This window comes from Cohnella kolymensis (assembly GCF_000829465.1).
Lineage (GTDB): Bacteria > Bacillota > Bacilli > Paenibacillales > Paenibacillaceae > Cohnella > Cohnella kolymensis.
Window position 1 is genome coordinate 552,416 of the sequence record NZ_JXAL01000001.1, and the last position, 25,418, is coordinate 577,833.

Consider the following 25,418-nt stretch of genomic DNA (forward strand, 5'->3'; position numbering starts at 1 on the left):
CGCTGCAGACATCGTCTACGTCGGATACAGCTTGATGTATTTGTAAGAGTAATCAGCCGACCATCATATGAAGATCCGCCTCGTTCTGCGAGCCTTCCGGCTTCTTCGGCTTGCGGAGTATGATGCCAAGCAGGCCGCCGGCGATCGAGATGAACGTCAGAATATAGAAGGTGTGCCCGAACGCATCGGCGTAGATACCCAAATCAGGCCGGGGCTTTTGCTGTGCGATCGCTAAATCCTGCATGCGGGTCAACATAATTGTCGTTAATACGGCAATCGCGAAAGACATGACCACTTGCTGAGTTGCGTTGGTTAACGATGTGACGCGGCCAACCAGGTTTTGCGGTGCGGACTGCATTAAATGCGTATTGAGCGGCATCATGAACAAACCCATGCCCGCGCCGAGCATGGCCAGCGGCAGCATAACCGAGAGAATGCCATCACTCGCGGAAATGTTAGATAACATATAGGCGGATACGGTAGCAATGAGCATCCCGGCGAGAACAAGCGGACGTGCTCCGAAACGGTCGGAGAGCTTGCCTCCGATCGGCATGAAGAGACCGGACAAAACGGCCTGCGGAAGCATGATCAAGCCGGTTTCGAAAGCCGAATACCCTTTGGCTTGCTGCAAGAACAACGGAACCATGAACATCGTGCCGAACAGGCCGATCTGGGACACCCATTGCACGATAATACCTTTAGTGAAGCTGCCCGATCCGAATACACGAAGCTCCAGCAACGGATTCTTACGGTTGAGTTCCACAATAATAAACAGAATCAAAGCCACACCGCCGATGATCAGGCCCGCCAGCGTATTCGTATCGGTCCAAGTGGATTCGCCCGTTGCCGGATCGATTCCGCCTTCCGACACACCGTATACCAATGCCGCAAAAGCCAAAGGTCCGAGAATCATCCCGAGAATATCGAATGAAGCGACCGTTTGGCGGGCAATGTTAGGCAGCATGCGTATGCCGAGCACGATACCGATTACCCCGATAGGCAGGTTGACCAGGAAAATCCATTCCCAGCTGTAATATTCAACAAACCATCCGCCAAGCACGGGTCCAAGAGCCGGCGCAAGAAGAATCGGAATACCCATCATACCCATCACCGCTCCGACTTTATCCGGCGGAGCTAAACGGTAAATAAACGCCATGGCGATCGGAACAACGACCCCGCCGCCGATTCCTTGCACAATACGAAAAGCGATGAGCATATCAACCGAATTGGCGAATGCGCAAAGGGCCGATCCGGCTGTAAACAAACCGATCGAGATTAAGAACACCCTCTTTGCGCCAAAGCGGTCGGACAGCCACCCGGCTAACGGAATAACCGCGGCTTGAGCCAGCGCATACCCGATTACCGTCCATTGAACGAGAGACATATTCGGTAATTTGAATTCCTCTTGCAGCTTGGGAAGCGCTACGTTAACCGCAGTACCGTCCAAGATGACCATGAAAATACCGATGATGATCGCAACCAGCGGACCGATCAGGCTGCGTAAAGATACGGTACTTTCCTGTGAAGCCGGTGTTGACTTTGCAGACATGGATATCCCCCTATCCTGATTCAGGGACGTTCCCGCGCAGTCTCTCTTATCCATTTGACCGACAAAGCGCTTGACGGTAAAATAAGGACATATGGACCCTACAAGGAACATCCGCAACTATACCGGACAATTGTCCGTTTAATTTTGATGTTACCGGACAATTGTCCGGTTGTCAACGCATTGTATGTTAAATTTAGGTAAAATGAGGTGAGGCATGTGACAGCTCGCCGGGAACGCAAGGACGCTGCGGAGCACCGCCGCGTCATCCTGGAAACCGCGGAGAATTTATTCAACCAACACGGCGTGCATACCGTGAGCATGCATCAGATTGCGAAGACGGCCGGCGTCGGACAAGCTACTTTATACCGCCGTTATGCTCACAAAGGCGAGTTATGCATCGACCTCATTCAAGATTACAGCGAGCAATTGACGGATCATATAACGGCTTATCTGGAAGATCATAAAGAGAGCCCGCCTTCAGAGCGATTGGCCGGCATTCTGGATCATTGGGTCGATGCCATCGAGGAAAAGTCCGAGTTGATCGTCACGATGGAAGCCAACACCAATTGCGAAGATCCGCGGCGGAATTTCTTCCATTCGCCTATGTATCAATTTTTCAGGAATAAGCTTTCACAGCTCGTAACGGAAATGCTCGGGCCGAACCCCGCCACACCGATAGACGCGGAGGTTGCAGCTCATGGAATCATTTGCGCGATGGCGCCTGTCGGTTACTTTCAGATCAAACAGGAAAAAGGATATACGAAGGAGCAAATGAAAGAGCAGTACCGGCAAATTTGCGCCTTGCCTCACCATAACATTGACCCGAAACGAAAAGGCTGTTTCCCCCATGCAGATGCCGCGTTCTGCCGGGAGAGACAGCCTTTTTCAATGAATCATCAAGCGCGGAAAGTACTGTTCTCGCGCTCGCGGGCGACTCCAAGAACACGTTCCAGCATAATAATGAGCGGAACCACGATCTCCACCAGAAGAATGGCGCCGAGAACGTCCATAATGACGTGTTGTTTCACGAGAAGCGTGGACACGATGATCAGGCTTGACATGCCTAAAATGAGCGTTAAATTCCATTTGCTGCGGAAAGAGCTGGTCCAAATCATCCTCATCACCATATAGCTGGAAAAGCAATGGATGCTCGGAAAACAGTTGAACGGCTGATCCCGGTTGTAGATGTACCGCATCAGTTCCGACAGAGGATCGGTTCCGATTACCGCAGGCCGGGGCACTGTCGTTTGGAATACGGAATAAATCAAATAACAAAGAAGCGCGCAAACGATATACGTCAATAAGGATCGATAATACACGGTCAAGTCTTTTTTAAAGAAGTAAAACAAGCAGACATAAATGTAGAATATCCATATGGAATAAGGTACGGCGAACAGTTTGACGAAAGGCAGCGCCTCATCCGCCGCCGTGATCAGCCGGTACACTTCCTGATCGGGGCGATTCGTCCATGCATAGATCATTCCCAAGAATGGAAAAACTAACATGAGCGTCAGCGGCGCGTATTTCCTCCATTCGATTTTCCCCAAGTTCAATTTCTTTCCCCTCCTATATTTCTCTCTCTATATATACAAGACTCATTTGTGATCCGGAAGGTTGCGCACATAACTATCCGACAACGCCAACAATTTCAATGCCCGGTTAAATTGTTCTTCCGAAGAATCCGCTGCTCCCGCACTCGCTCCGTCGAAGGCATACAGTATACCGTCTGCGTAATGATGGCCGGGCACGTAAATGCCTTTATCGTTGATAAAAGAACCCGAAGGAAGATAATAGCGCTGCGGCAGCAGGTTATGCGGCTGATTGAGTATATCCTGACCGAAAACAATGTGCCCCTCTAACGGGATCCCGAGGAGATTAGCCAAGGTCGGGAACAAATCCGCTTGCCCTCCGGTTTGAGTAAATACCTTGGATTCCGCCATGCCCGGCACGGCGACTATTAAAGGAATATTCAGCATCTCAGGGAACTGATACGTACGATCATACAATTCTTTCATTAGATCTTTTTCATGATCATTCAAAGAATAGATCGGCAACCCCATATGATCGCCGTAAATCATGAATACCGTGTTCTCCCATAAGCCGTTCTTCTTCAACTTGTCGATGAAGAGCCCGAGCGCATAATCGGCGTAGTTCTGAGCTTGAAGGTAATCGCCGACCAGCGTATCCTGATACCGCTCCGGAAGGTTGAACCGGATTTTATGTTCAGGTATATCAAAAGGATGGTGCGCGGACATCGAGATAATTTGCGCGTAGAACGGCCTGCCTGACTTACTCATATTCAATAGTTCGTCCGCGGTCTTGTCATACAGCACCTCATCGGAAGCGCCGAAGAACACCGTATCCTCATCGCCGAAAAACTCGGTATCGTAATAACGGTCAAAACCAAGCGCCTCATACAATGCCTTGCGATTCCAGAACTTCACATCGTTCGTATGGAAGGTGGCCGTCTGGTAACCATTTTCCTTCAATAGCTTAGGTAAACTTGGGAGCTCCTTCTTACCGTAAACCTGCGAAGCTGCGCCATGAGGCGGAATGTAAAAAGATGTATTCACAACAAATTCGGCATCCGCCGTATTCCCCTGGCCGACCTGCTGATAGAAGCGGGAGAAATACAAGCTGTCCTTCTTCAGCCGGTTCATCGCAGGCGTAATTTCATGTCCGCCGACCTGCTTATCGAGCAGGAAGTTCTGGAACGCCTCCAATTGGATGATGACGACGTTCTTCCCTTTCGCTTGACCCCAGTACTGCGGTGCGGTGGGCTTCTCAACGGCTTTAAGCTCAGCGATCGCCTCCGGAGTCACAAGATGCGGATCCTCGGTTTGTTCCGTTGCGGTTTCAATAATGGCATACGCTTCGTAGTTGATAATCCCCATGTTCTCCGCTTGCTTCAACTCATTGATGCTGTCCCGATGGAACCAGACATTCGCCGCGCTGACCGCGAGTGAGATCGTGAAGATCACCGCGACCAATACCTTTGACTCCCGAACGGCCAGAGTTTTGCCCCATGCGCGGAACCGCCGGTTCATCATGAGCAGAAGAAAAGCGACAACATCGGTATAGATGAACAAAAAGTACGGGTGAAGCAACGAAAACACACTGCCCTTGACTTCCGTCACCTGATTGACCTGCTGCAACGCATGGTAAGTAACAATGACCCCGAAGTACTTGTAGTACATAATGACGGCAAAAAATATTGAGGTGAGAAGCAGGTTGACGGCGAGGTACACACCTAGCTTTCTACGCGGCGCAAACCATTCGATCAGGCAGAAAAACACCCACACCGACGGGATCCCCGTTGCCAGATGCAGCCATAGCGAACCGCCGTCGAAGATGACGATTTTGGCCAAATATATTTTGAACACCATAAATATCGAGAAAAAAAATAAAAGGCTTGGAAAGCCACACTCCCAGCCGGACTTTAGGCACCGCAATTTTCACCTCCGTAACCCTAACTATTATAGCGAATGTAAACTCAGTGTTAAAGGGAATTCGCCCGGAAGGGTACCTAAAGGTTGGCTAAAGTTTGGCTATTCTGTGGCGGTCGCGTATAATGTAGCAAACGCGAAAGGGGCAAGAACATGGCTATCGCTTACACGAGATCTTACGATCATATTCTGGATGATCTGTCCCGGGCATTGGCGACCGTTCCGCAATTTCACGAAGCGTTCGAAATGAATGACGATGAGTGGGGAAGCCTTGCCGATGAGGAAAAAGAAATATGTATACGAACCCTTGCGGATGACTTGTTCTATGTGCTCGGTTCGGAGACGTCGGCAGAGGTGGGTTACGGAAGCGCGGTGTACGATGCCGGCCATAGCGTGATCAAGGTAACGGCCAACTCGCAATTAATTCATATCGTTTCACTCCGGGAGTAGCTGCTGCGTACGGCGGCCAGGGCAAAAAGAAAGAGAGTACCTCTTGCGGTACTCTCAAGCATAGTGTCGGTCAACCGATGGGCACGCCTTTGGCCAGATGCTTCTGATCTCTGTTGCTGTTGACAAGCTGCGGCAGCATCTTGGTATCGCTTTTCATGGGAGAGTGGCACAACACGCAAGTCGGCACAGTCTCAAACGCAAAGTTATCCCTCATCCAACCAATGCATTCGTCATTCGTACAGGACCAGATCGCCGTCATTTCTTCAGGGATCTCCTCAAAAGATTTCTTCCGTGAGTACATGGACGAGCCTCCCTTTTTTTTCTTATAGCATAACCAAAAAAAAATGCCCTTAACGACAGTTAAGGGCATTTTTCGTCAATTACAGCTTAACAACGTTCTCCGCTTGTGGTCCGCGGTTGCCTTGTACCACATTGAATTGAACGCGTTGGCCTTCGTCCAAAGTTTTGAAGCCTTCACCCGTGATCGCGCTGAAGTGCACGAATACGTCGTTACCGCCTTCAACTTCGATAAAGCCGAAGCCTTTGTCTGCATTGAACCATTTAACTGTACCTGTTTGCATGAAAATTCACCTCCAACTTCAATTGCCTCATGAACTTTTTTATTCGAACGAATAAAAAATCCACAACTTGCAAAGGGTTATGATCCAAAATAATAACCCTTTCCATTTTGTGAATTCAGGTCACGATTTCGATAGTTTTCATCATAACAGGTTCCAAACTAAAAAGCAAATCCCACCAAAGGCTTTTCTTGGTTTTAATCGGAAAGTCTTGAGCAACCCGTGTTTCCAAGAGCAGACTGCGTAAGGATAATAGCTTTCCAAAATGATCCTGAAGAGTGACCGGAATTGAGGCACTATCTATTATATGGTATACCCGCGCAATTTATGCTTCAAACTTTTAAACGAGAAACATCGCCGCGATCGTCGTAACTGCGAGACCGATGAGCACCGGTTTCAGATTGCGGCGGGCTAGCTCGAACGGACTGACGCCGCAAATGGCTGCTGCAGGAAGCAGCGCCCACGGAATCAATGTTCCGCCGCCAACCCAGATCGCCGCTACTTGGCCTAGCGCAGTAAGTGTAGCTATCCCAGTGCCGATCGCTATGGAAAACATCTGCGCGATAGAGCCGACTAAAGATATGCCGGAAAAGCCTGAGCCGTCCAAGCCTGTTATGGCGCCCGTTACCGTCAGTGTAATAGAGGCAACAGCTTCGTTAAGGGGAACGCTGCCGGCCAGCGCTACACCAAGGTCATTGACAATACCGTGTGATCCTTCCTGCAGCCGGTCGCCGAACAGTTCACCGAACGCTGCATCGCCGAGGTAGAAAAATGCGGCAATCGGGATGACGGGTCCGAAGACACGAAAGCCGAATTGCAATCCCTGAATTAAATAAGTTGTCGTTTCTTCCAAGCCGCGGTTACGGTGGGCGAGCAAAGCTCCTCCAATTAAAATAATAAGAGCAGTACCGCCGACCAAGGCTGTCGCATCGCCGCCCTGCAGATTCAGGGCAAACATGGCAGCGACATCCGCCGCAAACAGCAGTGAAACCGCTGCCGCAAACCATTTTTTAACGCTGTCCGGCAGGGTTACTTTAGCTGCGGAAGGACCCCCAAGCTCTGCAGCGCTGCCCGCCGCGCCCCCCGCAATTTCGCCGTCCCGCCAAGTTCCATTTTTCATATCCCTTCGCATCATCCAATAAGCTGCAGCCGTTGTAACCAGCCCCATGATTACAACAAGCGGCACACTGGCTGCCATCACTTCCGACACGGGCAGTCCCGCGGCGTCTGCAGTCAACTTCGGCGCACCTTGAATGATATAGTCACCGGACAACGCGATGCCATGGCCGAACAGGTTCATGGCCATAGCCGCCCCAAGTGCAGGCAGTCCGACTCGAATAGCAACCGGCAGCAGCACGGCTCCGATCAGAGCGACACCCGGCGAAGGCCAGAAGAACAACGATGTGACCAGCATAATTAAGCCGATCCCCCAGAATGCCAATGCCGGTGTTCTTAGAAACCTCATTAAAGGAGCAACCATCATTTCATTAACGCCCGTAATAATTAACACCCTGCTCATTGCCACGATAATTGAGATGATGAAAATCGTGCCCAGCAGTTCCTTTGTCGCATAAATAAAGCTGTTAAATATGCCTGAGACCGAACCGCTCAAGCTTTCCGTCGCGATGAAGCCGAGCGTAAAAATACCCACTATACAGATCATGGTGGTGTCACGGCGCCGAATCAGCAGTCCCATTATAAAGACGATAAACGCAAGATACACCCAATGCAGCGGAGTCAATTGAACTTCCACTTGGGATCATCCTCTCGCACAGTGTAAGTCGTACAGTGTATGTAGCGGAGGGGACACTCGTTCTTAAGCGTTGTCATTCCAGCGTTACCGGGTGCTCAATCTCTTCTCAATGATGTATACTTCTAATTAGCAAAGTTTTTACGGATTCTGCAAGATGGAGTGTGAGCAAATTCATGCAGCAATTAGGAAATCGTGTCGTGCGGTCGGTCTGTCCTTTCGATTGCCCCGACACTTGCAGTTTACATGTCACGATGGACAATGATCGCATCGTCTCCATTGACGGCAACCCGGATCACCCGGTTACCCAGGGCGCTATCTGCAACAAGGTGCGGCATCTGAACGAGCGGGTCTATCATCCGGACCGGCTCATGTATCCGATGCGCAGAGTGGGACCTAAGGGAAGCGGTCAATTCGAACGCATCAGCTGGGATGAAGCCGTAGACGAGATTACGAGCCGATTCCACCGGACCATACGCGATCAAGGCGCGGAAGCGATTTTGCCGTACAGTTTCTATGGAAATATGGGCATTCTGAACGCCGAAGGAATGGACCGCCGGTTTTTCCACCGGCTGGGAGCCAGCAGGCTGGACAGAACAATTTGTAATGCCGCCGGCTCTCAAGGCTTTAAATACACGATGGGCGCATCCGCCGGCATCGATCCGGAGGATACCGTGCATTCCAAGCTCATTCTCATCTGGGGCTGCAACCTCGTGTCCACCAATATGCACCAGGTCATGTACCTGAACGAAGCCCGCAAAAGAGGCGCAACGATTATCCATATCGACGTACATCGCAACCGGACTTCGAAATGGGCCGATCGCTTCATCGCTATTCAACCAGGCACGGATGTCGCGCTCGCCCTCGGACTTATACATGTACTGATAAAAGAAAATTTGACAGACAGCGACTTTATCGGGAAATATACGACGGGTTATGAGGAGCTTATCGCCAAAGCGGAGGAATATCCGCCTGAGGTCGTGTCCGGGATTACCGGGATCCCGGCCGAGGAAATCGTATCATTGGCACGTCTGTATGGCAGCACTTCTCCTTCCTTCATCCGCATCGGCAACGGACTGCAGCACCATGACAACGGCGGAATGGCCGTACGTGCCATCGCATGCCTGCCCGCTCTCACGGGACAGTGGGGTATACAAGGCGGGGGTGCGCTGAAGGGCAACGGCTGGTACGGCTCAGTGAACAGCTTTGCGCTCGAGCGTCCGGATTTGCTGCCGAATCGGGATGTCCGGACCATCAATATGAACCGGCTTGGGGAAGCGCTCGTGTCTGCCCGGCCTGCGGTGCAAATGTTGTTCGTATACAACAGCAATCCTGCAGTCGTGGCGCCCGATCAGAATCAGGTGCGTCAAGGACTGATGCGGGACGATCTGTTTACGGTTGTGCATGATTTGTTCCTCACCGACACTTGCCGATATGCGGACTTGGTCCTTCCGGCAACCAGCCATTTTGAGAATCCGGATCTTTTCGCTTCTTATTGGCACTTATATATGCAGCTTCACGAGCCGATCATCGAACCGATGGGCGAATGCAAATCCAACTTCACTCTTTTTAAAGAGCTGGGCTTGCGTATGGGCTTTGAATCGGAGCTGTTCGACATTACGGAAGAGCAGATGATCCGGCAGGCGTTGGACTACAACAACCCGTATCTGGAAGGGATTACTTACGAGAAGCTGCAGGAATTCGGGTGGTTAAAGCTGAACACAGCGCGCCCGCCCTTGTATCCGGACCGTACTCCGACACCTTCCGGTAAAATCGAGTTCTATTCGGAGACGATGAGACGGGCGGGTCTCCCCCCTGTTCCTGAATATATTCCTCTTCGTGAAAAAGAGGATCTGCCTTTCTTATTGGTCACGGGTCCTAATCACAGCTTCATCAATTCCACGTTCGGCAATCAGGAGCGGTTAAAGAAGCTGGAAAAGCAGCCGGTGCTGGATATGCATGCTGACGACGCAGCGGAGCGCGGGCTTGAGGACGGGAACCGGGTACGGATTTGGAACGATCGCGGCGAATGCCGGATCACGGTTAAGGTCGCCGATAATGTATTGCCGGGAGTGTTGGTCTGCCAAGGGTTATGGTGGGAAAACGGCAGCGAGGGCATCCAGTCCGTGAACAGCCTTACCTCTCAGCGCTTGGCGGATATGGGCGGCGGTGCAACTTTCTTCTCCACACGTGTAGATATCGAGAAGGTTTAGCGTAACTGAGAAAGGCAGGCTGCTTGAGCAGCCTGCCTTTTCGTTTTTAACTACTACGCTGTTTTAGTCCAAACCAGCTTTTTACGGCCGTCCTCACTAGACAGATAGATCTGGCTTACATCGGCCATCTCTTGCTTTGACAGCTGAATACGGAAATCTCCGAACGGATGCCAACGATTTGCAAGCGGAATATATCTGACATTAAGCAATAAATTCCCGTTGTCCACTTCGTACGAATAGCCGCTGAAGCCGGCCGCACTGGATGTCGTGTCACCATTTAAAACAAATCCGCCATTTTCCGGCTTTGAGGTATTGATTACAATAACATCCGGATTTACTGACATGCCATGAAACACGTAGTAATGGGAGAATATCATGATCATAATTAGAGCAAACAGTACAATCCACAGTGTATAGAACCGGGTTTTAGAGAATAATGGCTTACTGTTTAACCGCATGATGAAACCCCCTATTCGTAAGGCATTTCATGATCTTTTAAAAAGATAGACGTAACCGAAAAGGAAAAGTTTTGACAAAAAAGCCGTCCTATTGAGGACGGCTCCAGCGGAATTAATGAAGCCACTGATCGGCCTCATTTTTCTTGCGTACTGCTTTATGCTTCTTGATCAGTTTCGGCAAATGTTTAACGCCTCGAATCATACTCCCTTTGCACATCGGACACTCCGGCGAACCGGAGGAAGCCATCTCCTCGCGGACCCATACCTTGCATTCTTTGTTCACGCATCTCCAGATCGGCACCGGCGACAGATCAGGTTTAATCGTCTCCATTTCCAATGGTTCCCCACCTCCGACCGGAGTAAGGTTCCCGAAACACACAGGCTCGATTCTTATAACCTTACGGGTTGTTTGTGCTGAAGGTATCTCCACCCTCAATCGTTCCGGATTGAAAGCCTTTATCGAACCAACGCTTCCTCTGCTCGGAGGTGCCGTGCGTGAAGCTTTCCGGCACAACATGCCCCTGGGCTTGTTTTTGCAGGGTGTCATCACCGACAGCGCTTGCTGCGGTCAACGCTTCGCCGATATCACCCTCTTCAAGCACACCCATTCCCTGAGCATGATGAGCCCACACACCGGCCAGATAATCGGCCTGCAATTCAAAACGGACAAGATATTTATTAAATTCCGTTTCACTGAGTTTTTGGCGAAGCGGCATGATCTTATCGGTTGTGCCCAGAAGGGTCTGCACATGGTGCCCCACTTCATGAGCGATTACATAGGCCATGGCGAAGTCCCCGGGCGCATTAAATTTTTGCTGCAGATCTTCGTAGAAGCTTAAATCAATGTACAGCTTGCGGTCACCCGGACAATAAAACGGCCCCGCCGATGAACCGGCTGCTCCGCAGGCGGATTGGACGCTGCCTTTATACAATACGAGAGTGGGCTTTTCGTATTCCAACCCTTGCTGCCTGAAGATTTCCGTCCATACTTCCTCTGTATCTGCAAGAACGACGGAAACAAACTGTGACAGCTCCTGCTCCTGCTGCGATTCCTCGTAAGGGACTGTCTGATTTGAGACCGCACCCGTCATACTATCCAACAGGTCTCCCGGATTACCTCCAAGCAAAGTAACGAGCAGTACGATGATGATGCCGCCGATACCGCCCCCGACTAGACCTCTGCCGCCGCCCATTCCTCTACGGTCCTCAACGTTCGAGCTGCCTCTTCTTCCTTTCCATTGCATGATATCTCCCCCCTGATAACATCATCCTGAGTAATTAATTACCCGGAAACACTTATGTTATAAGAGATTTACCCGAGATTCCGCGCTTCACTCATGTGGAAAGGCATGCCAGACAGCGTACCGCCTTACTCGTAGACTTGAAATATCGAGTCAATGACGATCGGCAAATTCTCCCTGACGGAAACAGCACCAAAAACCGAACGTGCATGCACGCCTTTTTCGCCGAAAACCTCAAACATCAGATCGGAACACCCGTTCAGCACTTTGGCATGTTCATCGAAGTGAGGTTCCGAATTAACGAACCCCTGAAGCTTTACGACCCTTTGAATCTTGTCCAATGATCCCAGTGCAGACTTAAGCACAGCAAGAATTTCAATGCCGGCCTGCCGGGCGAACTCGTATCCTTCTTCAGCGGTAAAATCTTTGCCGAGTTTTCCTCTTGGTTTCCCTGCCGGTCCTTTCCCGGAGACAAACAATAAATCGTTCACTCTTACGCAATTCGCATACTTACCCGCCGGCTCGCTTGCATCAGGCAATACGATTCCTAAAGCTGTCAACTTGTCGGCGATTGTCTGTCCATTCATTTAAGTAACTCCTCCCCGTCTGTTGTTCCACACGCAGCCCATAGCTGCTGTTTTATGGAAATAAGTGCAAAAATACACCTAATTTCTCCGAATTTGGTCTATTGCTCGAAATAGGTGCAAAAGTACACTTATTACTCTTAAAATACCGCCGAATCGCTTTACTGAGATGAAATAAGTGTAAATCGTTTTTATTTTGTTTCTCCGCATGCAAACAGCAAAAAATAAGTGTACTTTTGCTCTTATTCTCTTATTCGCCTGTATTCCCAGCATTAAGCTCTTACGGGTTTACCGAAGAAAGCATCGTATGCTGGGTGACTGTGTGTAAATCGCGATAAATCCGGTTCAGCACGTGATCTTCCATTAAAGCCGCCATTCCGAGCAGCGGAAAAATCGCGTGCGCACACTCCAGTGACACACGTGCCGCTTGTCGGCTGCAGCGTCCGGCCCATGTTCGATCCACTGTGTCATAAAACCGTTCGGCCGCCTGCTGATATGCCCGCTCTTTATCGTCTAGCATTCTCGTCAACGCCGTAAGCCGCGCTGGCTGAGTTGTTCCCCAATCGGCCTGCCGAGCGGCGGCAAACGATCGTGCTTCCTCCAGAAAATGACGGCATAGTCCAATGCATACTGCTGCAAAGGAGGTCTGGGCAAACGGCACAAACGGGTAGCGGAAAATCGGATCGTCATAATGCGGTGTGCTAAAAATATCGAAAGTCCTTTCGGCCGGTACATAAGCATCTTCCACAGCAATGGAATGGCTGTCGGTCGCTTTAAGCCCGAATGATTTCCAATCGCGGATAATCTTAACCTGCTCGGGCATAAACACGAATGACCGTATCTCCGCATCCCCGCCTAATCCCCTGTCGATCTTGCAATTAGCGGTAAACATACTGGCATATGTCGACCCGCTGCAGTACTTCCATTGACCGCTTACTCTATATCCTCCGTCAACCGGTGTTGCGATGCCGTTGGCATGGCCGCTCCCTGCAACGACAGCCTTACGCCCGCCGAACAGCTTGCGTGATTGTTCCGAAGGCAGTGTGGCGGCAAAGAAGCCTCCGCCTGCTCCGATCGTAACCAGCCAGCCGAAGCTTCCCTCCACCCAAGCCGCTTGGTCAAATACGCGCAGCGCTTCCGGGAGACCGGCGCCCAGTCCTTCCAATGCCTCAGGCACAAAAAGCTTGAACAACTTTGCTTCATATATGTAATCCAGAATCCCCGGTGATAGACTGCCTGCGCTTTCAATCCCCGCGGCATTTTCTCTGACTTCATGAACAAGGCGATCCGAAAGATTTAACAAGGAATCACCTTAACGGCCGCCTGTTTTCCGCTCAATTGAACACCCGTTTCCTTCTTGCCGCTGGCGGCAAGGTCCTTGAGCAGGCGTTCCAGCAGCTCCTTGGCTTTCGGCCCTTCCTTGCCCTGAATTCGCACTACCAGCTGAACCGCGCTTCCCGCGGCAAGCAGTTTCTCAGCCTGGCGCTGCTTCGTCTCGTAATCGTGATTTTCAATATTCGCGGAGAGCCTGATCTCCTTCACCTTGGCCGGCTGCTCGTTCTTCCGTGCGTCTTGCTTCTCCTTGGCCGCTTCCTGTTTAGCGGAACCTCGTGCCATCAGCTTGCACGGCGGCGGACTGCTGAACAGGGAGGTACAGATAAGATCCACCTTCAGCTTGCGGGCCATTGCCAACGCTTCATCACGTGAAACGACGCCCAGATCCTCTCCTCCGATTCCTTGCAGCTTCACCTCCGAAGCTTTTATTTGTTCATTCAGGATCATCTGCTCACCCTCCGATCTTATAGCAAATTCTAACATAAGATCATCAAAAAGGGGCTCCTACGCAGCGGAGTCCCTTTTTTATCGGTTATTTAATGATCCCAAGCTTCTTCACATCTCCCTCTGTATACTGCACTCCACTAAGAAGGTAATTACGCACTTATTTTTACAACCGGATTTCATAATTCGCGTTTTTTAAATAATTCGATCATCTCGGTGATCATGCTTTGTTCAGCGTCTTCTTTGGGGAGGCGGATGAAACGGATGAGCCGCGAGACGTCTTCTTGGAAGAAACGGATTAGCTTGAGGAGGGCCTCTTGATCCCCTTGCCGGGCCGAATGAAGCAGAGTTATAAATTCGCTGTCTGTGAGAGGTATTGGAGTGCTTTTCTCTTCCATTTGCTCACCGCCTGTTGGCTCATTTGTAATTGCCGGGCAACTTGAGCCTCGGTTCGGTCATTTATATAAAGCTCATAGAGTATGGTTTTTTCGATGTCGGAAGGCAGTGAGTTAATTAATTGTCTTGTAAAAAGCTGGCTGTCGGACTGGGCTGTGAAGTCAGTCACGCTAAAGGATTCCGAGATGATCGGCACTTCACGCTTGTGAGTCACTCTGGATTTGTACTGCACCCTCCAGCCGAGACGATAGATTTCCTTGCGATAACGATCAATGATGGATTGTGGATTCAATAGAATCACCCCCCTTGCTATAATCGTTGTATATTGTAGGGCAAAATAAGCTTCCTATTTACAACTCAATGAGAGCATGTGTTCTGTTCATTTTCTCATCGCTGCAGGTAGTAAAAACCTCTGTTATATTACTTATTTGGTATACGGGAGATTAGAAGGGAGGTGAATGAAATGGACCTGACCATTAAGGACTGGATTTCTTTGATTATGAACGTCGGATTTCCCGCTGTGGTATGCCTTATTCTGCTTCGCTATGTGCTCGACACGATGGGTGAAAAGATTGACAAGTTGGAAAGTTCATTAGAGCAATTGACCGGTAAGATCAAAAAGTCAGGGCGGCGATAACGGGTGGGAGAGATAACAATGCCCTCGAAATTCCCGCAAGGAAGGACGAGGGCTATGTGCATTGTTCTGGTTGAGTCGATTCCCCTTACAGCCTTTATTCCATGCCGGAAAAGGTTTGGATAAACTGAATGATTGCAGGACCGAGAAGGACGATGAACAAGCTTGGAAAAATGAAAAGTACCAACGGAAACAGCATCTTGATCGGCGCCTTCATGGCTTCCTCTTCGGCACGCTGCTTGCGCTGCTCACGAACTTCCTGCGATTGGACACGAAGCACTTGCACCATTCCGATCCCCAGCTTCTCCGCTTGCAGAATACTGCTGATCAGCACCTTCAGTTCTTCGACATCCAGTCTTTCTTTCACCCCGGTCAACGCCTCGCGCCTTGTCTTGCCAAGCCTGATTTCCTCAAGGCAGCGGCGGAACTCCCCCGCCAGAACACCTTCTTTTTTAGAAATCAATTTGCTCAGAGCGGCATCGAAACCAAGTCCGGCTTCAAGGCTGACGGTCATGAGATCCAATACATCAGGCAGCTCCCGCAGGGCCAGCTTGCTACGGCTTTTCGTCTTCAATTTCAAATAATATCCGGGAAGTACCAGCGCGATCACCAGTCCGACCAAGCCCATCAGTATCATCCCGCCGGTGCCTGTCTTCAGCACGTATCCATAGGCAGCAGCTAATCCAGGAAACAAGATGAGCAGCGTTAGCTGCGCGATGCGGTAATCGACAGGGGACATGCCGAACGGCTGTCCGGCCTGCAGCAGCTTGAGTTCAATTCTCGCTACTTTGCGCTGTTCCAGCGTGCGGCTGAAACCCCGGCGAAACTCCCTCCACACCGGCAACATCAATCTGCTGAGTAGCGAGGGGTCTTTCTCCAAATCCGACTCCGATCCCAGAGCATTGTCCTGAACGGCGCCTGTAATATGAGCCAGTCTTCGTTTAAGCAGTTTTTGGCGTTCTTCCCGGAGCACAAAAAACGAATAAATCGCCAGAGTGACCGTCATGCAAAATGCGGCGTACAGCATCCGTCACACCTCGATCGTCGTAATTTTACGAATGAAGATAAATCCGATAATCCCTGAAATGAGAGCAGCTGCAACCAAGATCATGCCGATTGTATTCGTAAAAAGGGTGCCAATGTAAGTCGGCTCGATCAGATAGAGGATGAAACCCAGTACAAACGGCAGTACACCAATAACAATCCCCGAAAGACGACCTTGTGCGGTAAGCGTGGTGATTTGACGCTGAATCCGGCTCCTGTCGCGGATCGTCTGAACGATCGTTTCAAGAATGACCGCGAGGTTACCCCCGATTTGGCGCTGAATAAGAATCGCTTGGATCATCAGATCCAGATCCTCGCTTGGCATCCGATCCTTCCAATCGTTAAGCGCGTCCTCCATACTGCTTCCATACTGCATTTCTCTCAGCACAATTTCCGCTTCATCGTGAATCGGCCCGTCCGTCTCGTCAACAACGGTTTTGAGCGCTTGCGTGAAGCTAAAACCTGCGCGTAAGGAGCCAATGATAGTGGTAAGCATATCGAGCAGGCTGTCATTGAACTCCGCGACACGTTTCCGGCGCTTTCGTCCGATCCACCAGCCCGGAAGCATAAAACCGATCACTGCCCCTGCTGCCAGCAGCAACGGTTGATTCGACAGCAAGTATAGAAGACCGGCGCTGAGGGCCGTGCTCAACCACTGAAACATCACGTATTCTTCGGGCTTAAGCGGCACGCCGGCCATGCTGAGCATCGTCTCGATCCGCTTGCCCCGCTTTTTCCTCATTACCTGATCGCGAACCGAGCTTTTGTATGTTTGAAGCTGAACAAGCAGGTTGAACTTTTTTCGGCCCAGCTGCTTTTTGTCGTTCAACTCCAGGAAACGCTTCATACGTTTGTTCATGCGCTTGTTCGACATGAATAAGAGCTGCAGAATCGCGACAAATAACAGAAAGCTGCTGAAAGCGAACATGCCGATGATGATCCAGATCATGGCCTCACTCCTCTTCGATGAAGACGGATGCCGGTATGTGGATGCCCGAAGTCTCCAACCGCTCGTAAAATTTGGGACGAACCCCTGTAGGTGCCAGTTTGCCTGTAATTTTCCCTAGTTCATCCACGCCTGTCTGCCGGAAGGCAAAGATATCCTGAAGCACGATCACATCTCCCTCCATGCCCAGCACTTCGGTAATGTTGGTAATTCTACGCGATCCGTCCTTTAACCTGGATTGCTGGATGATGATATCAACAGCGCCTGAAATTTGTTCCCTGATCGCTTTGATCGGCAGTTCTATGCCGCCCATCAGCACCATCGTTTCGAGACGCGCAATCATATCGCGGGGACTGTTGGAGTGACCTGTCGCAAGCGAGCCGTCATGTCCTGTATTCATCGCCTGAAGCATATCCAGCGCCTCGCCGCCTCGGACCTCCCCGATGACGATACGCTCCGGCCGCATCCTCAAGGAGTTACGGACGAGATCGCGGATCGTTATGGCGCCTTTGCCTTCAATGTTAGCCGGCCGTGATTCCAGAGAGACGACATGGTCTTGTCCCAGCTGCAGTTCTGCTGCGTCTTCAATCGTCACGATGCGCTCGTCGCTCGGGATGAACGAGGAAAGCACATTCAGCGTCGTTGTCTTACCGGAACCCGTACCCCCGCTGACGAAAATGTTCAAGCGAGCCTTAACGCATGCTTCCAGGAATATCGCCATATCGCGGGTAAGCGTTCCGAATTCAATCAAATTTTCGATCGTAAAGGGATCCTTGGAAAATTTTCGGATTGTGATCGTTGGTCCTATTAAGGAAAGCGGCGGTATAATGACGTTCACACGCGATCCGTCAGGCAGACGTGCATCCACCATAGGACTGCTTTCGTCTACGCGCCGTCCGATCGGAGACACGATTTTCTCAATAATGTGCATCACATGCTCATCGTCACGGAACTGTACATAGGACAGCTCTATTCTTCCGCTCCGCTCGACATACACTTGATTGGGTCCGTTGACCATCACTTCACTGATTTCAGGATCCAGAAGCAGCGGATTAATCGGGCCGAAGCCGGTCAGATCATGGATCAGCTCATCGACCACTTTTTTGCGGTCGACTTTGCCCCGCAAAGTTTCGTCCTCCATAATCAATTGTACAGCCATGGCATCGATCTTGGGGATAATGGATTCTACTTCTTCATCCTTGATCTCATTGAGAATCTGCTTATGCAGCTTATTCTTAAGCTCCTGATGCTTAGAGATTTGCGCTGGATTTTCTTTAGGCCGCGGATCGGTGCCGCGAATCTGTCGGAAAGTCGTCAGCAAATCATTTTTCGGAGCTTTGGGCAGCTGTACGGCTTCCGCCGACTGCCCGTCAACAGCAGCTTCCGACTCGGCCTCAACCGTTTTGGCTTGGATTTTGTTTAATAGACTCATTATGCGGGCCTCCTCAGAACAACGAGGTAATGTTTTTCGATGTTTTATGGAATAACTGCTGGATGAACGAGCCCTGCTTAGGCTGGAACAGGGAAATTTCCCTTCGCGAGATAAGCTGCTCCGCCGTTTGAAAACCGCCTTCGCAATATCGCTCTTGGCCTGATTAAGCACAAACGGAATGCCGATATTAAGCGACTGGGATGCAAGTTGGAAATCGTTCGGGATGTAGATATTGGTTTCTACTCCCAAGATATCCGGCACGTCCGTCGCCTTGATCACACTGTCCATCGTGGCCCGGTTGATCACCAGCTGCACTTTATCCCGGTAACCCAGCACATCCAGCGTCTCCAGCATCAGCTTGGTGCTTTTGATCGCCGTCATCTCCAGCGTCGTCAGCACGAAGATCTGGTCGGCTTTTTCGATGAATTGCAGCGTCTTCTCCTGCAAGCCGACTCCCGTATCGACAAGAAGGTAATCGTGATGGGACAGCAGCAAATCGCATACACGGTCGATTACAGCCGGCGTGATCAAATCGGCGAATTCGGGCCTCTCCGGTGCGGCAAGCACCTTCACCCCGCTGTTATGATGAATGAGGAAGCTGGCAAGCGTATAGCGGTCCATCGCCTCAATACCCTCGGCGACATCCTTGATGGAGAACGTGGGATGCAGGTCGAGGGCCAGCGCGATGTCGCCGAACTGAAAATTACCGTCGAGCAAGCTGATTTGAATGTTTTTCTTGGTGAGTGCAACAGCCAGATTGACTGCCATGATGGTTCGCCCTATACCGCCCTTGGCGCTGCAGACGACGATCATTTCGCCTCGCTTTCCGCCCGGCTGTCCTTCATTCATCATTTCCGCGTGGTTCATTGCTGGTTCCTCCCGTAGCCGATTCCCTGTTACTGTTGTTTCTTAGCGTCTTGTACAATCCGGCTCTTCAGCATCAAGCTCACAATGCTTTCCGAATCTTCATCCGCATTAATTGCCTTGACGGCATCACTAGGCTGCAGTTCGAATGTTACTTGAGCATATTCCGCATATTGGGTATCCACATCGGCCTCTACCATTCTCCTGCCGATTGCAAGCACATGAACATTTTCTAAAAGAATGCTGGAATTCAATGTCTCAGTCGCTTTATCCCGCTTTGAAACAATAACATCCACATAATCTCCCGGCTCTATGAGGTTCGATACCGACTGCACGATGTTCAAGCCGATCGAAACCGCGCGATAACCGTCCCGCACTTTCTTGGAGACGAACTGAGCCTCCTCTTTTTGGTCTTTCAAATGGTTGGAGAGCAGCACCTCGCCGACTGCCAAATCAGATGCCGACACTTTGCCTTCCGCTTGCTTCGGGTCCGTAAGGGCATGAGCATGTGCACTCGTGGTTGGAACCTGAACCAACTGAAGCATTCCGGCTGACAGCTTCGTATTCTCTCTCACTTCCTGCTTGACGGCTACTACCTTCACCATGTCGGTCGCAGCCGGAGCTTCCTTGTATTGTTTCATATAGTTGAAGAACAGGACCGTCGTTACAATCCCCATTAGCAATGCAGCAACCAAAATGATCTTTGATCTCATCGATGTCACCTTTCACGATAAATAGTTAGTGGCTATTCAACCAGTTTGATCGCGTAAGCGCCTGTGTCGGGCGTACCCGGTGAGGCAAATGCTGTGTCTGCTCTTTCAATGAAGTAGCCGTTAATCTCAGAATCTTGATGTGACATGGGCTCTAAAATGTAGAAATAAGCGAAGCCAACCACCTTGATGCGCTTCATCTGGTTCGAGGTTTGCTCATAAGGTTCGTATACGGGTATCAGAATTACACGCGTTGAATCACGGTGATTGTAATCCCCCTCCGGATAGGGGTCCGAATCGATTCGAAAATTGACCCCATCCCGTGTCTTCCCCTCTACCTTACCGGTTTCCGTCTCGATGATATCGCCGACTTTTATTTCATATGAATATCCGTTCTTCAAATTCTGCTCGTATGTTTTGGCGCCAGGCCCGCCTAGCGCAAGTATGCCGAAAAAGCCGGTATCCGAGCCTTCCATATCGACTTTCAACCTGTAGGGCTGGTTATAATTAAGCGCAATCCTGCTGTCGATGCCTAGAGGTACCGCTCCTTTCGCTGCACTCATCGGCAGAATACGGGCGGCGGCTTTCACTGCCACCGTTACGTCTTTCTTGCCGAACAGCCGGCCGAACCCGAGCGGAATTTTTTTTGCTTAAATGAACTCGAACCGTGGACTTCATGTTGATGTCCGTCCCCGTCAAACTTGCTTGTTCCCCATGGTGAGTGAGAATATCATTGACGATCGCCTGAACGTCCGATTCGTTGCCGGTCAACTCTTGGGCTCCTGATAATGCCGCGGCGTTCGCAGTTTTCTGAAGATGGCTCTTGGCCGCATACATCGTGCCACCGTCAATGACCAGACCGGCCACGGTAAGCAGAAGCAGCAGTGATAACCCCACAAGAACGATCGTACTTCCCCGCTGTTCTTGGATCAGTTTTCGTCCAAACTGCATCATGAACCCCTCCTATTCCATCCGGATGGTAGAATTCGCTGAAAGAACCGGGGCCGGTATGATTTGCTTCATCACCGGAGTAATGAGCGGAAGGGAGTAGGCTATTGTAACTGTCACGTCCTGCCCGGGTTTCCTCGTCGGTTCCCATTCCCATGGTGTGATCGTTACGTTCAAGCCCGAAGAATCTCCGACCCGCACATGATTTTTGGCATAGGCCATGATCTCCGCATCACTTCTACCTAAGCCTCCTAGCCGTACCGCTTCCTGGGTTGTCATATTGAGGCTGCTGTATGCAAACAACAACCGCCCAAGATCGAAGATGCCGCAAATAAGAAGCAGCAGAAGCGGAACCAGCAGCGCGAATTCAACCAGTGACTGCCCCTTCTGTTCTTTGATCATGCCGCTCCCCATCCTTTCAGACACAAACAAAGTGCAGCGCCGCCCGCGATCGCAACACCATATGGGTAGCTCCGCCTGTCCAGTGACCCCGTAAATCCGGTTTAAATCTGAATCGTAAGCAAAATAGAATATATCCGATAAAACGCATACGTTCGCGGATACCATCTTTGAATAAGATAATCGCCAATGCGATTACACCGCCGATCAGCGCCATGTACACCGATGCCGCGAAAACAAACCAGGCGCCTTTTAGTGCGCCTACCAATGCCAGCAGCTTAACGTCCCCGCCGCCCATCCCACCCAGCAGATAAGGATGATTAGAATGGACAATCCAAGGGTAAAACCTAACAAAGCATCTCCCAATCCTGCCCAACCATTAGTCACGGCTTGAATGACGAATCCCGCTGCCAACGCAGGAAAAATGACAATGTTATAGATCGTTCGGCTTCTCAGGTCCGTTATGACAGATATAGCTAGGACAATTAGCAAAATCATATTTGCCAACACAACGGGTTCCTCCATTTTCAAACTGGGGATGAAAGAAGGCCGTACGTTGAATCAACGTACGACCCTCTCAGCAAGCGCAAACGATCAGGATGCGGTCGGGCTCATTCCATCGACGCCGGTCTTAACCGTAGTTTCTACACCTTTAAATAGCTCCACAATATAACCGCGCAATGCGATCAATGCGCCAACAACAGCAACTGCGATCAAACCGAGAACGAGACCGTATTCAGTCATACCTTGACCTTTTTCATCTTTCAAAAGAGCTTTGAATTTGTTTACCATTTGTAATTCCTCCTAATATTTTTGGTTTTGGTTTTGTTGTTACGAGTGTTCTAGCACTGCTGTTTGTCCGATCCGAACCCCTGCCGGCTCCAGCGTACCTGCAGGAAGCTCAACAACCGAACGTGTACCCTGGAAGTTCTTACCGATCGTTCCGGGTTTCAAGCTGTGTTCGATGCCGACGATTTGGTTCGTCTCGTCTAGATGAAGCACGTCAATCGAATACTTCATAAAGAAAGAATGTACCGATCGGCACGGTCGAATGTGTAAGCCGTGTCCCTCCGACAGCGCAGCTGTGAACATCAGCCCTCTTAGTCGCCTTAGGAATGAATATGCCTTGACGACCTGATGTCCCAGCAGTTGTCCGCTCTCTTCAATGAACAGCTTCATTCGACAGGATCACCCCCCAGGAATGTGAAAAAACCCACCTTTTCCCGAAAGGAGGGTCAAAAAAGAAGCTCCCCTTCATCTTTCGGCAGCTGGCTGGCAATAACGCTTGCGCGTCTTAGCCCCTGTAGCTTTGCGTCACCGATTTTCACCGGCTTTGCCTTTATCGAGACTCAGCAGAGCGTTACGTTCGCTGATTCGATGATCTCATCATAAGCGTTGGAATATTATTCCTAGAATCCATCTTACTTCTCAATTTTCCGACCGCGTCAGTATGCCTTTCGGCATGAAGATACATAGGACGAATGTTACAATCAAGGTCGCACGACGACTTGGTTAGACATGATAAGTAGGTCTTTCGATTTAGTTACGACATTTTACTCACAATAACATCCAATTTCATATCGTTGTTCCATAATTTACTAATTTATATATGTCTGGTTCTTTAGTCTTGGGTTCATGGTCTTACGTACCATGGCAAAGTAAAGGGCAAATCTGCGAGAACAGATTCGCCTCTTCTTAAATTCTATCTAACGCCAACTCGCCTGTATCTTTGTCTTTCAGCACAATGTAAGCGTCGAAAGCCTCGCCTTCACCTTTGCCGAATTTCAGCTTTGCGGTTTTACCCTTCTCGATTAGGCTTCTTACCATCGTATCGGTTAGAGTGCGGCCTAAGCTTTCCTTCCAGATGACAAAGCCGCATCCTGACCGGTAGTTGCTGCATCCGTAACCTTTGCGGCCCATGAAAATATGGCCGCCGCAGCCGGCCCGCGGACAAGCGGCAATCGTCCCCGGTTCGGCAGTTGCGGCAGAGGTCTTAGCGCGTGTGGAACTCGCCGCAGCGCTCGAGCCGGTTTTATTGCCGGCGGTGGACTTCCTCTTGCCGACCGCCTCTTTGGGTGCAGGTTCGCTCTTCGCGAATGCGTTCCTAGTCGCCGGGCGCTGGTGGCCGACTTTATCTATGATTTGAATGGTGAATTTCTTGACATTGCCCATGAACGCTTCGGCAGAAGCTTGTCCGCGGGATATCTCCGTTAAACGCCGCTCCCAATGCCCGGTCATCTCAGGTGAAGTGAGCAGCTCCACTCCGGCTCCGCGAATGAGCTCGATAGCCGTTCGTCCTTTTGCGTAATCATGATTTTCTTGCCCTGCATGTCCACATAACCGACCTGCTTCAGCCGTTCGATCGTAGCGGCCCGTGTGGCAGGCGTTCCGAGTCCGGAATCCTTCATGGCATCGCGCAGCTCATCATCTTCGATTTGTTTGCCCGCGCTCTCCATCGCTTTCAACAGGGTTCCCTCAGTAAAATGTTTCGGAGGCTGTGTTTCTTTCGCTTTGACCTCGGCGCCCGTGCAGAATACCGGAAGCTGTGGATTCAGCTCGAATGGCGCGTCCGTTTCTTCTTCCTCGTCCTCCCGATCCTGCGATGCGGAGCCTTCTTCTTTGCCGTTCTGCCTGGAGGACTTAGGAGCATCAGCTGCATAGATGGTCTTCCAACCTAGCGAGAGCAGCTGCTTAACCGTTGTTTTGAAGGTTTCCCGCTCCACCTCTGTCATCACCGTGTGAACCTTATACTCAGCAGCCGGATAGAATTGGGACAAAAACCGCCGGACAATCAGGTCATACAGCTTGCGTTCATCCGGGCTCAGCCCCTGCGGCTTTTTCATCGTCGGCATAATCGCATGGTGGTCTTCCACTTTAGCCGGGTTACAAATATTTTTGTTGTTCGTGTGGACCAGCTTCTTGTTCGCGGACTGGACGTAATCGCCGTAGTCGCTGGAACCGCGCATGTTGTCCAGAATCCGATGCATTTCCGGAATGTTCTGCTCATTCACATAGTTGGAGTTGGTCCGCGGATAGGAAATGACTTTATGTTTTTCGTACAGTGCCTGAGCCGTATCAAGCGTCTTCTTGGCGGAAAAGCCGAATTTGCCGTTCGCTTCCCGCTGCAGCAGCGTCAAGTCATACAGCTTAAAAGGATACTCCTTCGTCTCTTTAACCTCGTAGCTGAGGAGTGTGCCAGGCTTGTCCTTTATTTTCGCTGCGATCGCTTCCGCTTTGTCCGGATCGGTAATCCGCTCACCCTGCCAGATGCCCTTATAAGCTGTGGATTCTTGTGAAAATAAACCTGTCACGTCGTAAAATTTCAGCGAATCGAACGCTTCGATCTGCTTCTGCCGATCATAGATTAGCGCAAGCACCGGCGTCTGCACGCGTCCGACGGACAGCAGCTCGTTATGCTTGGTTGTGAAAGCGCGCGAGCCATTCATTCCGATCAGCCAATCGGCCTCGCTGCGTGCGCGGGCGGCCCGCGTCAGGTTGTCATATTCGGTGTTATCTTTTAGCTGGTCGAATCCTTTGCGTATCGTCTCTGCAGTCAGATCGGAAATCCAGAGCCGCTTGACCGGCTGCTGCAAATGCAGATGCTCCCGAATGAGCGAAAAGATATGCTGCCCTTCGCGCCCGGCGTCGCAGGCATTCACAAGCATGCCGCTGCGGGCGGCTAATTCTTTAATTACATGAAGCTGGTCTTTTGTTCTCGGGTTGGGAAGGAGTTTGAATGTATCCGGAATAATGGGCAGGTCGCCGAATCTCCATTTCTTGTATTTCTCGTCATAGAGGTCGGGTTCAGCCAATCCGATCAGATGGCCGATGGCCAGGTAATGATATAATTATCGCCCTCCAAAAACGACCGTTTGTTGACCGCTTTCGGTTCGATGACGGCGGCAATGTTGCGGCCCATATCCGGTTTTTCCGCTATGACCAACGTCTTCAAAAGGGTTCGTTCCTCTCTATTTGTTTAATGCGGTAAAAGTGCTGT

The 25,418-nt window shown here is 50.6% G+C and carries 25 protein-coding genes, 4 pseudogenes and 1 riboswitch; of the genes and pseudogenes, 4 read left to right on the forward strand and 25 right to left on the reverse strand.

The features are described 5' to 3' along the window. Window positions 1-52 precede the first annotated feature (52 nt). Window positions 53-1,549 carry an MDR family MFS transporter gene (locus tag SD71_RS02625; RefSeq protein ID WP_041059093.1) on the reverse strand — a complete coding sequence of 499 codons (1,497 nt, stop codon included), beginning with the start codon at window positions 1,547-1,549 and terminating at the stop codon, window positions 53-55. Window positions 1,550-1,765: 216 nt separating this feature from the next. Between SD71_RS02625 and SD71_RS21870 the strand changes: the two genes are divergently transcribed. Further along, on the forward strand, window positions 1,766-2,680 hold the full coding sequence (locus tag SD71_RS21870; RefSeq protein WP_052475875.1) for a TetR/AcrR family transcriptional regulator: 915 nt from the start codon (window positions 1,766-1,768) through the stop codon (window positions 2,678-2,680). Here SD71_RS21870 and SD71_RS26115 read toward each other — a convergent pair. Beyond that, window positions 2,578-3,054: pseudogene (locus tag SD71_RS26115) on the reverse strand (phosphatase PAP2 family protein); the annotation flags it as partial. The gene SD71_RS21870 and the pseudogene SD71_RS26115 sit on opposite strands and share 103 nt — an antisense overlap. A gap of 90 nt (window positions 3,055-3,144) precedes the next feature. Continuing rightward, on the reverse strand, window positions 3,145-4,917 hold the full coding sequence (locus SD71_RS02635) for an LTA synthase family protein (protein ID WP_326998682.1): 1,773 nt from the start codon (window positions 4,915-4,917) through the stop codon (window positions 3,145-3,147). Window positions 4,918-5,148: 231 nt separating this feature from the next. On the opposite strand from SD71_RS02635, the gene SD71_RS02640 reads away from it, so the two are divergent. Beyond that, window positions 5,149-5,445, forward strand: a complete 297-nt coding sequence (locus tag SD71_RS02640) for a hypothetical protein (protein ID WP_041059095.1) — start codon at window positions 5,149-5,151, stop codon at window positions 5,443-5,445. 70 nt (window positions 5,446-5,515) lie between these two features. On the opposite strand, the gene SD71_RS02645 is transcribed toward SD71_RS02640, so the two are convergent. From SD71_RS02645 to SD71_RS02655, 3 genes are all read right to left on the reverse strand, one after another. Then, on the reverse strand, window positions 5,516-5,746 hold the full coding sequence (locus SD71_RS02645; RefSeq protein WP_041059097.1) for a cold-shock protein: 231 nt from the start codon (window positions 5,744-5,746) through the stop codon (window positions 5,516-5,518). A gap of 79 nt (window positions 5,747-5,825) precedes the next feature. Further along, window positions 5,826-6,026: a cold-shock protein gene (locus SD71_RS02650; RefSeq protein ID WP_041059099.1), complete on the reverse strand. Its 201-nt coding sequence runs from the start codon at window positions 6,024-6,026 to the stop codon at window positions 5,826-5,828. 337 nt (window positions 6,027-6,363) lie between these two features. Next, complete coding sequence (locus tag SD71_RS02655; RefSeq protein ID WP_041059100.1) at window positions 6,364-7,776, reverse strand: hypothetical protein; 1,413 nt, start codon at window positions 7,774-7,776, stop codon at window positions 6,364-6,366. Window positions 7,777-7,949: 173 nt separating this feature from the next. Between SD71_RS02655 and SD71_RS02660 the strand changes: the two genes are divergently transcribed. Continuing rightward, a complete protein-coding gene (locus SD71_RS02660) occupies window positions 7,950-9,986 on the forward strand; it encodes a molybdopterin-containing oxidoreductase family protein (protein ID WP_041059101.1) in 2,037 nt (678 codons plus the stop codon). A 53-nt stretch (window positions 9,987-10,039) separates the two neighbouring features. Here SD71_RS02660 and SD71_RS02665 read toward each other — a convergent pair whose 3' ends face one another. The 7 genes from SD71_RS02665 to SD71_RS22805 all read right to left on the reverse strand — a co-directional run bounded on the left by SD71_RS02665 (window position 10,040) and on the right by SD71_RS22805 (window position 14,736). Beyond that, window positions 10,040-10,444, reverse strand: coding sequence for a hypothetical protein (locus tag SD71_RS02665; protein WP_041059102.1), 405 nt, complete (start codon window positions 10,442-10,444; stop codon window positions 10,040-10,042). A 112-nt stretch (window positions 10,445-10,556) separates the two neighbouring features. Then, entirely contained in the window at window positions 10,557-10,775 is a 219-nt protein-coding gene (locus tag SD71_RS02670) for a cold-inducible protein YdjO-related protein (protein WP_041059761.1), read from the reverse strand. Between the two features lie 67 nt (window positions 10,776-10,842). Further along, a complete protein-coding gene (gene ypfJ, locus SD71_RS02675; protein ID WP_041059104.1) occupies window positions 10,843-11,688 on the reverse strand; it encodes a KPN_02809 family neutral zinc metallopeptidase in 846 nt (281 codons plus the stop codon). Between the two features lie 125 nt (window positions 11,689-11,813). After that, window positions 11,814-12,272 carry a RidA family protein gene (locus SD71_RS02680; protein WP_041059107.1) on the reverse strand — a complete coding sequence of 153 codons (459 nt, stop codon included), beginning with the start codon at window positions 12,270-12,272 and terminating at the stop codon, window positions 11,814-11,816. A gap of 277 nt (window positions 12,273-12,549) precedes the next feature. Then, complete coding sequence (locus SD71_RS02685) at window positions 12,550-13,572, reverse strand: acyl-CoA dehydrogenase family protein (protein WP_041059109.1); 1,023 nt, start codon at window positions 13,570-13,572, stop codon at window positions 12,550-12,552. Then, complete coding sequence (gene infC / locus SD71_RS02690; protein WP_041059111.1) at window positions 13,566-14,051, reverse strand: translation initiation factor IF-3; 486 nt, start codon at window positions 14,049-14,051, stop codon at window positions 13,566-13,568. Before infC ends, SD71_RS02685 begins: the two co-directional genes overlap by 7 nt. 346 nt (window positions 14,052-14,397) lie before the next feature. Then, window positions 14,398-14,736, reverse strand: a complete 339-nt coding sequence (locus tag SD71_RS22805) for a sigma factor-like helix-turn-helix DNA-binding protein (RefSeq protein WP_235426957.1) — start codon at window positions 14,734-14,736, stop codon at window positions 14,398-14,400. Window positions 14,737-14,907: 171 nt separating this feature from the next. Between SD71_RS22805 and SD71_RS24140 the strand changes: the two genes are divergently transcribed. Beyond that, window positions 14,908-15,081, forward strand: coding sequence for a hypothetical protein (locus tag SD71_RS24140; RefSeq protein ID WP_165418305.1), 174 nt, complete (start codon window positions 14,908-14,910; stop codon window positions 15,079-15,081). A 94-nt stretch (window positions 15,082-15,175) separates the two neighbouring features. On the opposite strand, the gene SD71_RS02700 is transcribed toward SD71_RS24140, so the two are convergent. The 12 genes and pseudogenes from SD71_RS02700 to SD71_RS02745 all read right to left on the reverse strand — a co-directional run bounded on the left by SD71_RS02700 (window position 15,176) and on the right by SD71_RS02745 (window position 25,373). Beyond that, on the reverse strand, window positions 15,176-16,105 hold the full coding sequence (locus SD71_RS02700) for a type II secretion system F family protein (RefSeq protein WP_041059113.1): 930 nt from the start codon (window positions 16,103-16,105) through the stop codon (window positions 15,176-15,178). A 3-nt stretch (window positions 16,106-16,108) separates the two neighbouring features. After that, window positions 16,109-17,071: a type II secretion system F family protein gene (locus SD71_RS02705; protein WP_041059115.1), complete on the reverse strand. Its 963-nt coding sequence runs from the start codon at window positions 17,069-17,071 to the stop codon at window positions 16,109-16,111. 4 nt (window positions 17,072-17,075) lie between these two features. Next, on the reverse strand, window positions 17,076-18,500 hold the full coding sequence (locus SD71_RS24605; protein ID WP_041059764.1) for a CpaF family protein: 1,425 nt from the start codon (window positions 18,498-18,500) through the stop codon (window positions 17,076-17,078). A gap of 390 nt (window positions 18,501-18,890) precedes the next feature. Beyond that, window positions 18,891-19,367, reverse strand: a pseudogene (locus tag SD71_RS24610) (AAA family ATPase); the annotation flags it as partial. Between the two features lie 29 nt (window positions 19,368-19,396). Further along, the gene (gene cpaB / locus SD71_RS02715; protein ID WP_041059117.1) at window positions 19,397-20,077 is read right to left on the reverse strand and encodes a Flp pilus assembly protein CpaB; all 681 of its coding nucleotides are present in this window, start codon (window positions 20,075-20,077) and stop codon (window positions 19,397-19,399) included. Window positions 20,078-20,109: 32 nt separating this feature from the next. Further along, window positions 20,110-20,670 carry a hypothetical protein gene (locus tag SD71_RS24615; protein WP_235426958.1) on the reverse strand — a complete coding sequence of 187 codons (561 nt, stop codon included), beginning with the start codon at window positions 20,668-20,670 and terminating at the stop codon, window positions 20,110-20,112. After that, window positions 20,582-21,028: a Tad domain-containing protein gene (locus tag SD71_RS24620; protein WP_235426959.1), complete on the reverse strand. Its 447-nt coding sequence runs from the start codon at window positions 21,026-21,028 to the stop codon at window positions 20,582-20,584. Before SD71_RS24620 ends, SD71_RS24615 begins: the two co-directional genes overlap by 89 nt. A 9-nt stretch (window positions 21,029-21,037) precedes the next feature. Further along, window positions 21,038-21,424 carry a TadE/TadG family type IV pilus assembly protein gene (locus tag SD71_RS02725; protein WP_041059119.1) on the reverse strand — a complete coding sequence of 129 codons (387 nt, stop codon included), beginning with the start codon at window positions 21,422-21,424 and terminating at the stop codon, window positions 21,038-21,040. 16 nt (window positions 21,425-21,440) lie between these two features. Next, window positions 21,441-21,946 (reverse strand): annotated as a pseudogene (locus tag SD71_RS26120) (A24 family peptidase). A gap of 69 nt (window positions 21,947-22,015) precedes the next feature. Continuing rightward, entirely contained in the window at window positions 22,016-22,213 is a 198-nt protein-coding gene (locus SD71_RS02735) for a Flp family type IVb pilin (protein ID WP_041059121.1), read from the reverse strand. Between the two features lie 39 nt (window positions 22,214-22,252). Continuing rightward, window positions 22,253-22,600, reverse strand: coding sequence for a DUF192 domain-containing protein (locus tag SD71_RS02740; protein ID WP_041059124.1), 348 nt, complete (start codon window positions 22,598-22,600; stop codon window positions 22,253-22,255). An 81-nt stretch (window positions 22,601-22,681) separates the two neighbouring features. Next, window positions 22,682-22,769: riboswitch (cyclic di-GMP riboswitch) on the reverse strand. Between the two features lie 347 nt (window positions 22,770-23,116). Further along, window positions 23,117-25,373 (reverse strand): annotated as a pseudogene (locus SD71_RS02745) (DNA topoisomerase 3). Window positions 25,374-25,418 lie beyond the last annotated feature (45 nt).

Coding starts and splice junctions, on each gene's coding strand:
- SD71_RS02625 (WP_041059093.1), bottom strand. CDS start 1,549: ATGTCTGCAAAGTCAACACCGGCTTCACAGGAAAGTACCGTATCTTTA.
- SD71_RS02740 (WP_041059124.1), bottom strand. CDS start 22,600: ATGAAGCTGTTCATTGAAGAGAGCGGACAACTGCTGGGACATCAGGTC.
- SD71_RS24620 (WP_235426959.1), bottom strand. CDS start 21,028: ATGATGCAGTTTGGACGAAAACTGATCCAAGAACAGCGGGGAAGTACG.
- SD71_RS02700 (WP_041059113.1), bottom strand. CDS start 16,105: ATGCTGTACGCCGCATTTTGCATGACGGTCACTCTGGCGATTTATTCG.
- SD71_RS02670 (WP_041059761.1), bottom strand. CDS start 10,775: ATGGAGACGATTAAACCTGATCTGTCGCCGGTGCCGATCTGGAGATGC.
- infC (WP_041059111.1), bottom strand. CDS start 14,051: ATGATCCTGAATGAACAAATAAAAGCTTCGGAGGTGAAGCTGCAAGGA.
- SD71_RS02725 (WP_041059119.1), bottom strand. CDS start 21,424: ATGATCAAAGAACAGAAGGGGCAGTCACTGGTTGAATTCGCGCTGCTG.
- cpaB (WP_041059117.1), bottom strand. CDS start 20,077: ATGAGATCAAAGATCATTTTGGTTGCTGCATTGCTAATGGGGATTGTA.
- SD71_RS02705 (WP_041059115.1), bottom strand. CDS start 17,071: ATGATCTGGATCATCATCGGCATGTTCGCTTTCAGCAGCTTTCTGTTA.
- SD71_RS02640 (WP_041059095.1), top strand. CDS start 5,149: ATGGCTATCGCTTACACGAGATCTTACGATCATATTCTGGATGATCTG.
- SD71_RS02650 (WP_041059099.1), bottom strand. CDS start 6,026: ATGCAAACAGGTACAGTTAAATGGTTCAATGCAGACAAAGGCTTCGGC.
- SD71_RS02665 (WP_041059102.1), bottom strand. CDS start 10,444: ATGCGGTTAAACAGTAAGCCATTATTCTCTAAAACCCGGTTCTATACA.
- ypfJ (WP_041059104.1), bottom strand. CDS start 11,688: ATGCAATGGAAAGGAAGAAGAGGCAGCTCGAACGTTGAGGACCGTAGA.
- SD71_RS02680 (WP_041059107.1), bottom strand. CDS start 12,272: ATGAATGGACAGACAATCGCCGACAAGTTGACAGCTTTAGGAATCGTA.
- SD71_RS02735 (WP_041059121.1), bottom strand. CDS start 22,213: ATGGTAAACAAATTCAAAGCTCTTTTGAAAGATGAAAAAGGTCAAGGT.
- SD71_RS02660 (WP_041059101.1), top strand. CDS start 7,950: ATGCAGCAATTAGGAAATCGTGTCGTGCGGTCGGTCTGTCCTTTCGAT.
- SD71_RS24605 (WP_041059764.1), bottom strand. CDS start 18,500: ATGAGTCTATTAAACAAAATCCAAGCCAAAACGGTTGAGGCCGAGTCG.
- SD71_RS02645 (WP_041059097.1), bottom strand. CDS start 5,746: ATGTACTCACGGAAGAAATCTTTTGAGGAGATCCCTGAAGAAATGACG.
- SD71_RS24140 (WP_165418305.1), top strand. CDS start 14,908: ATGGACCTGACCATTAAGGACTGGATTTCTTTGATTATGAACGTCGGA.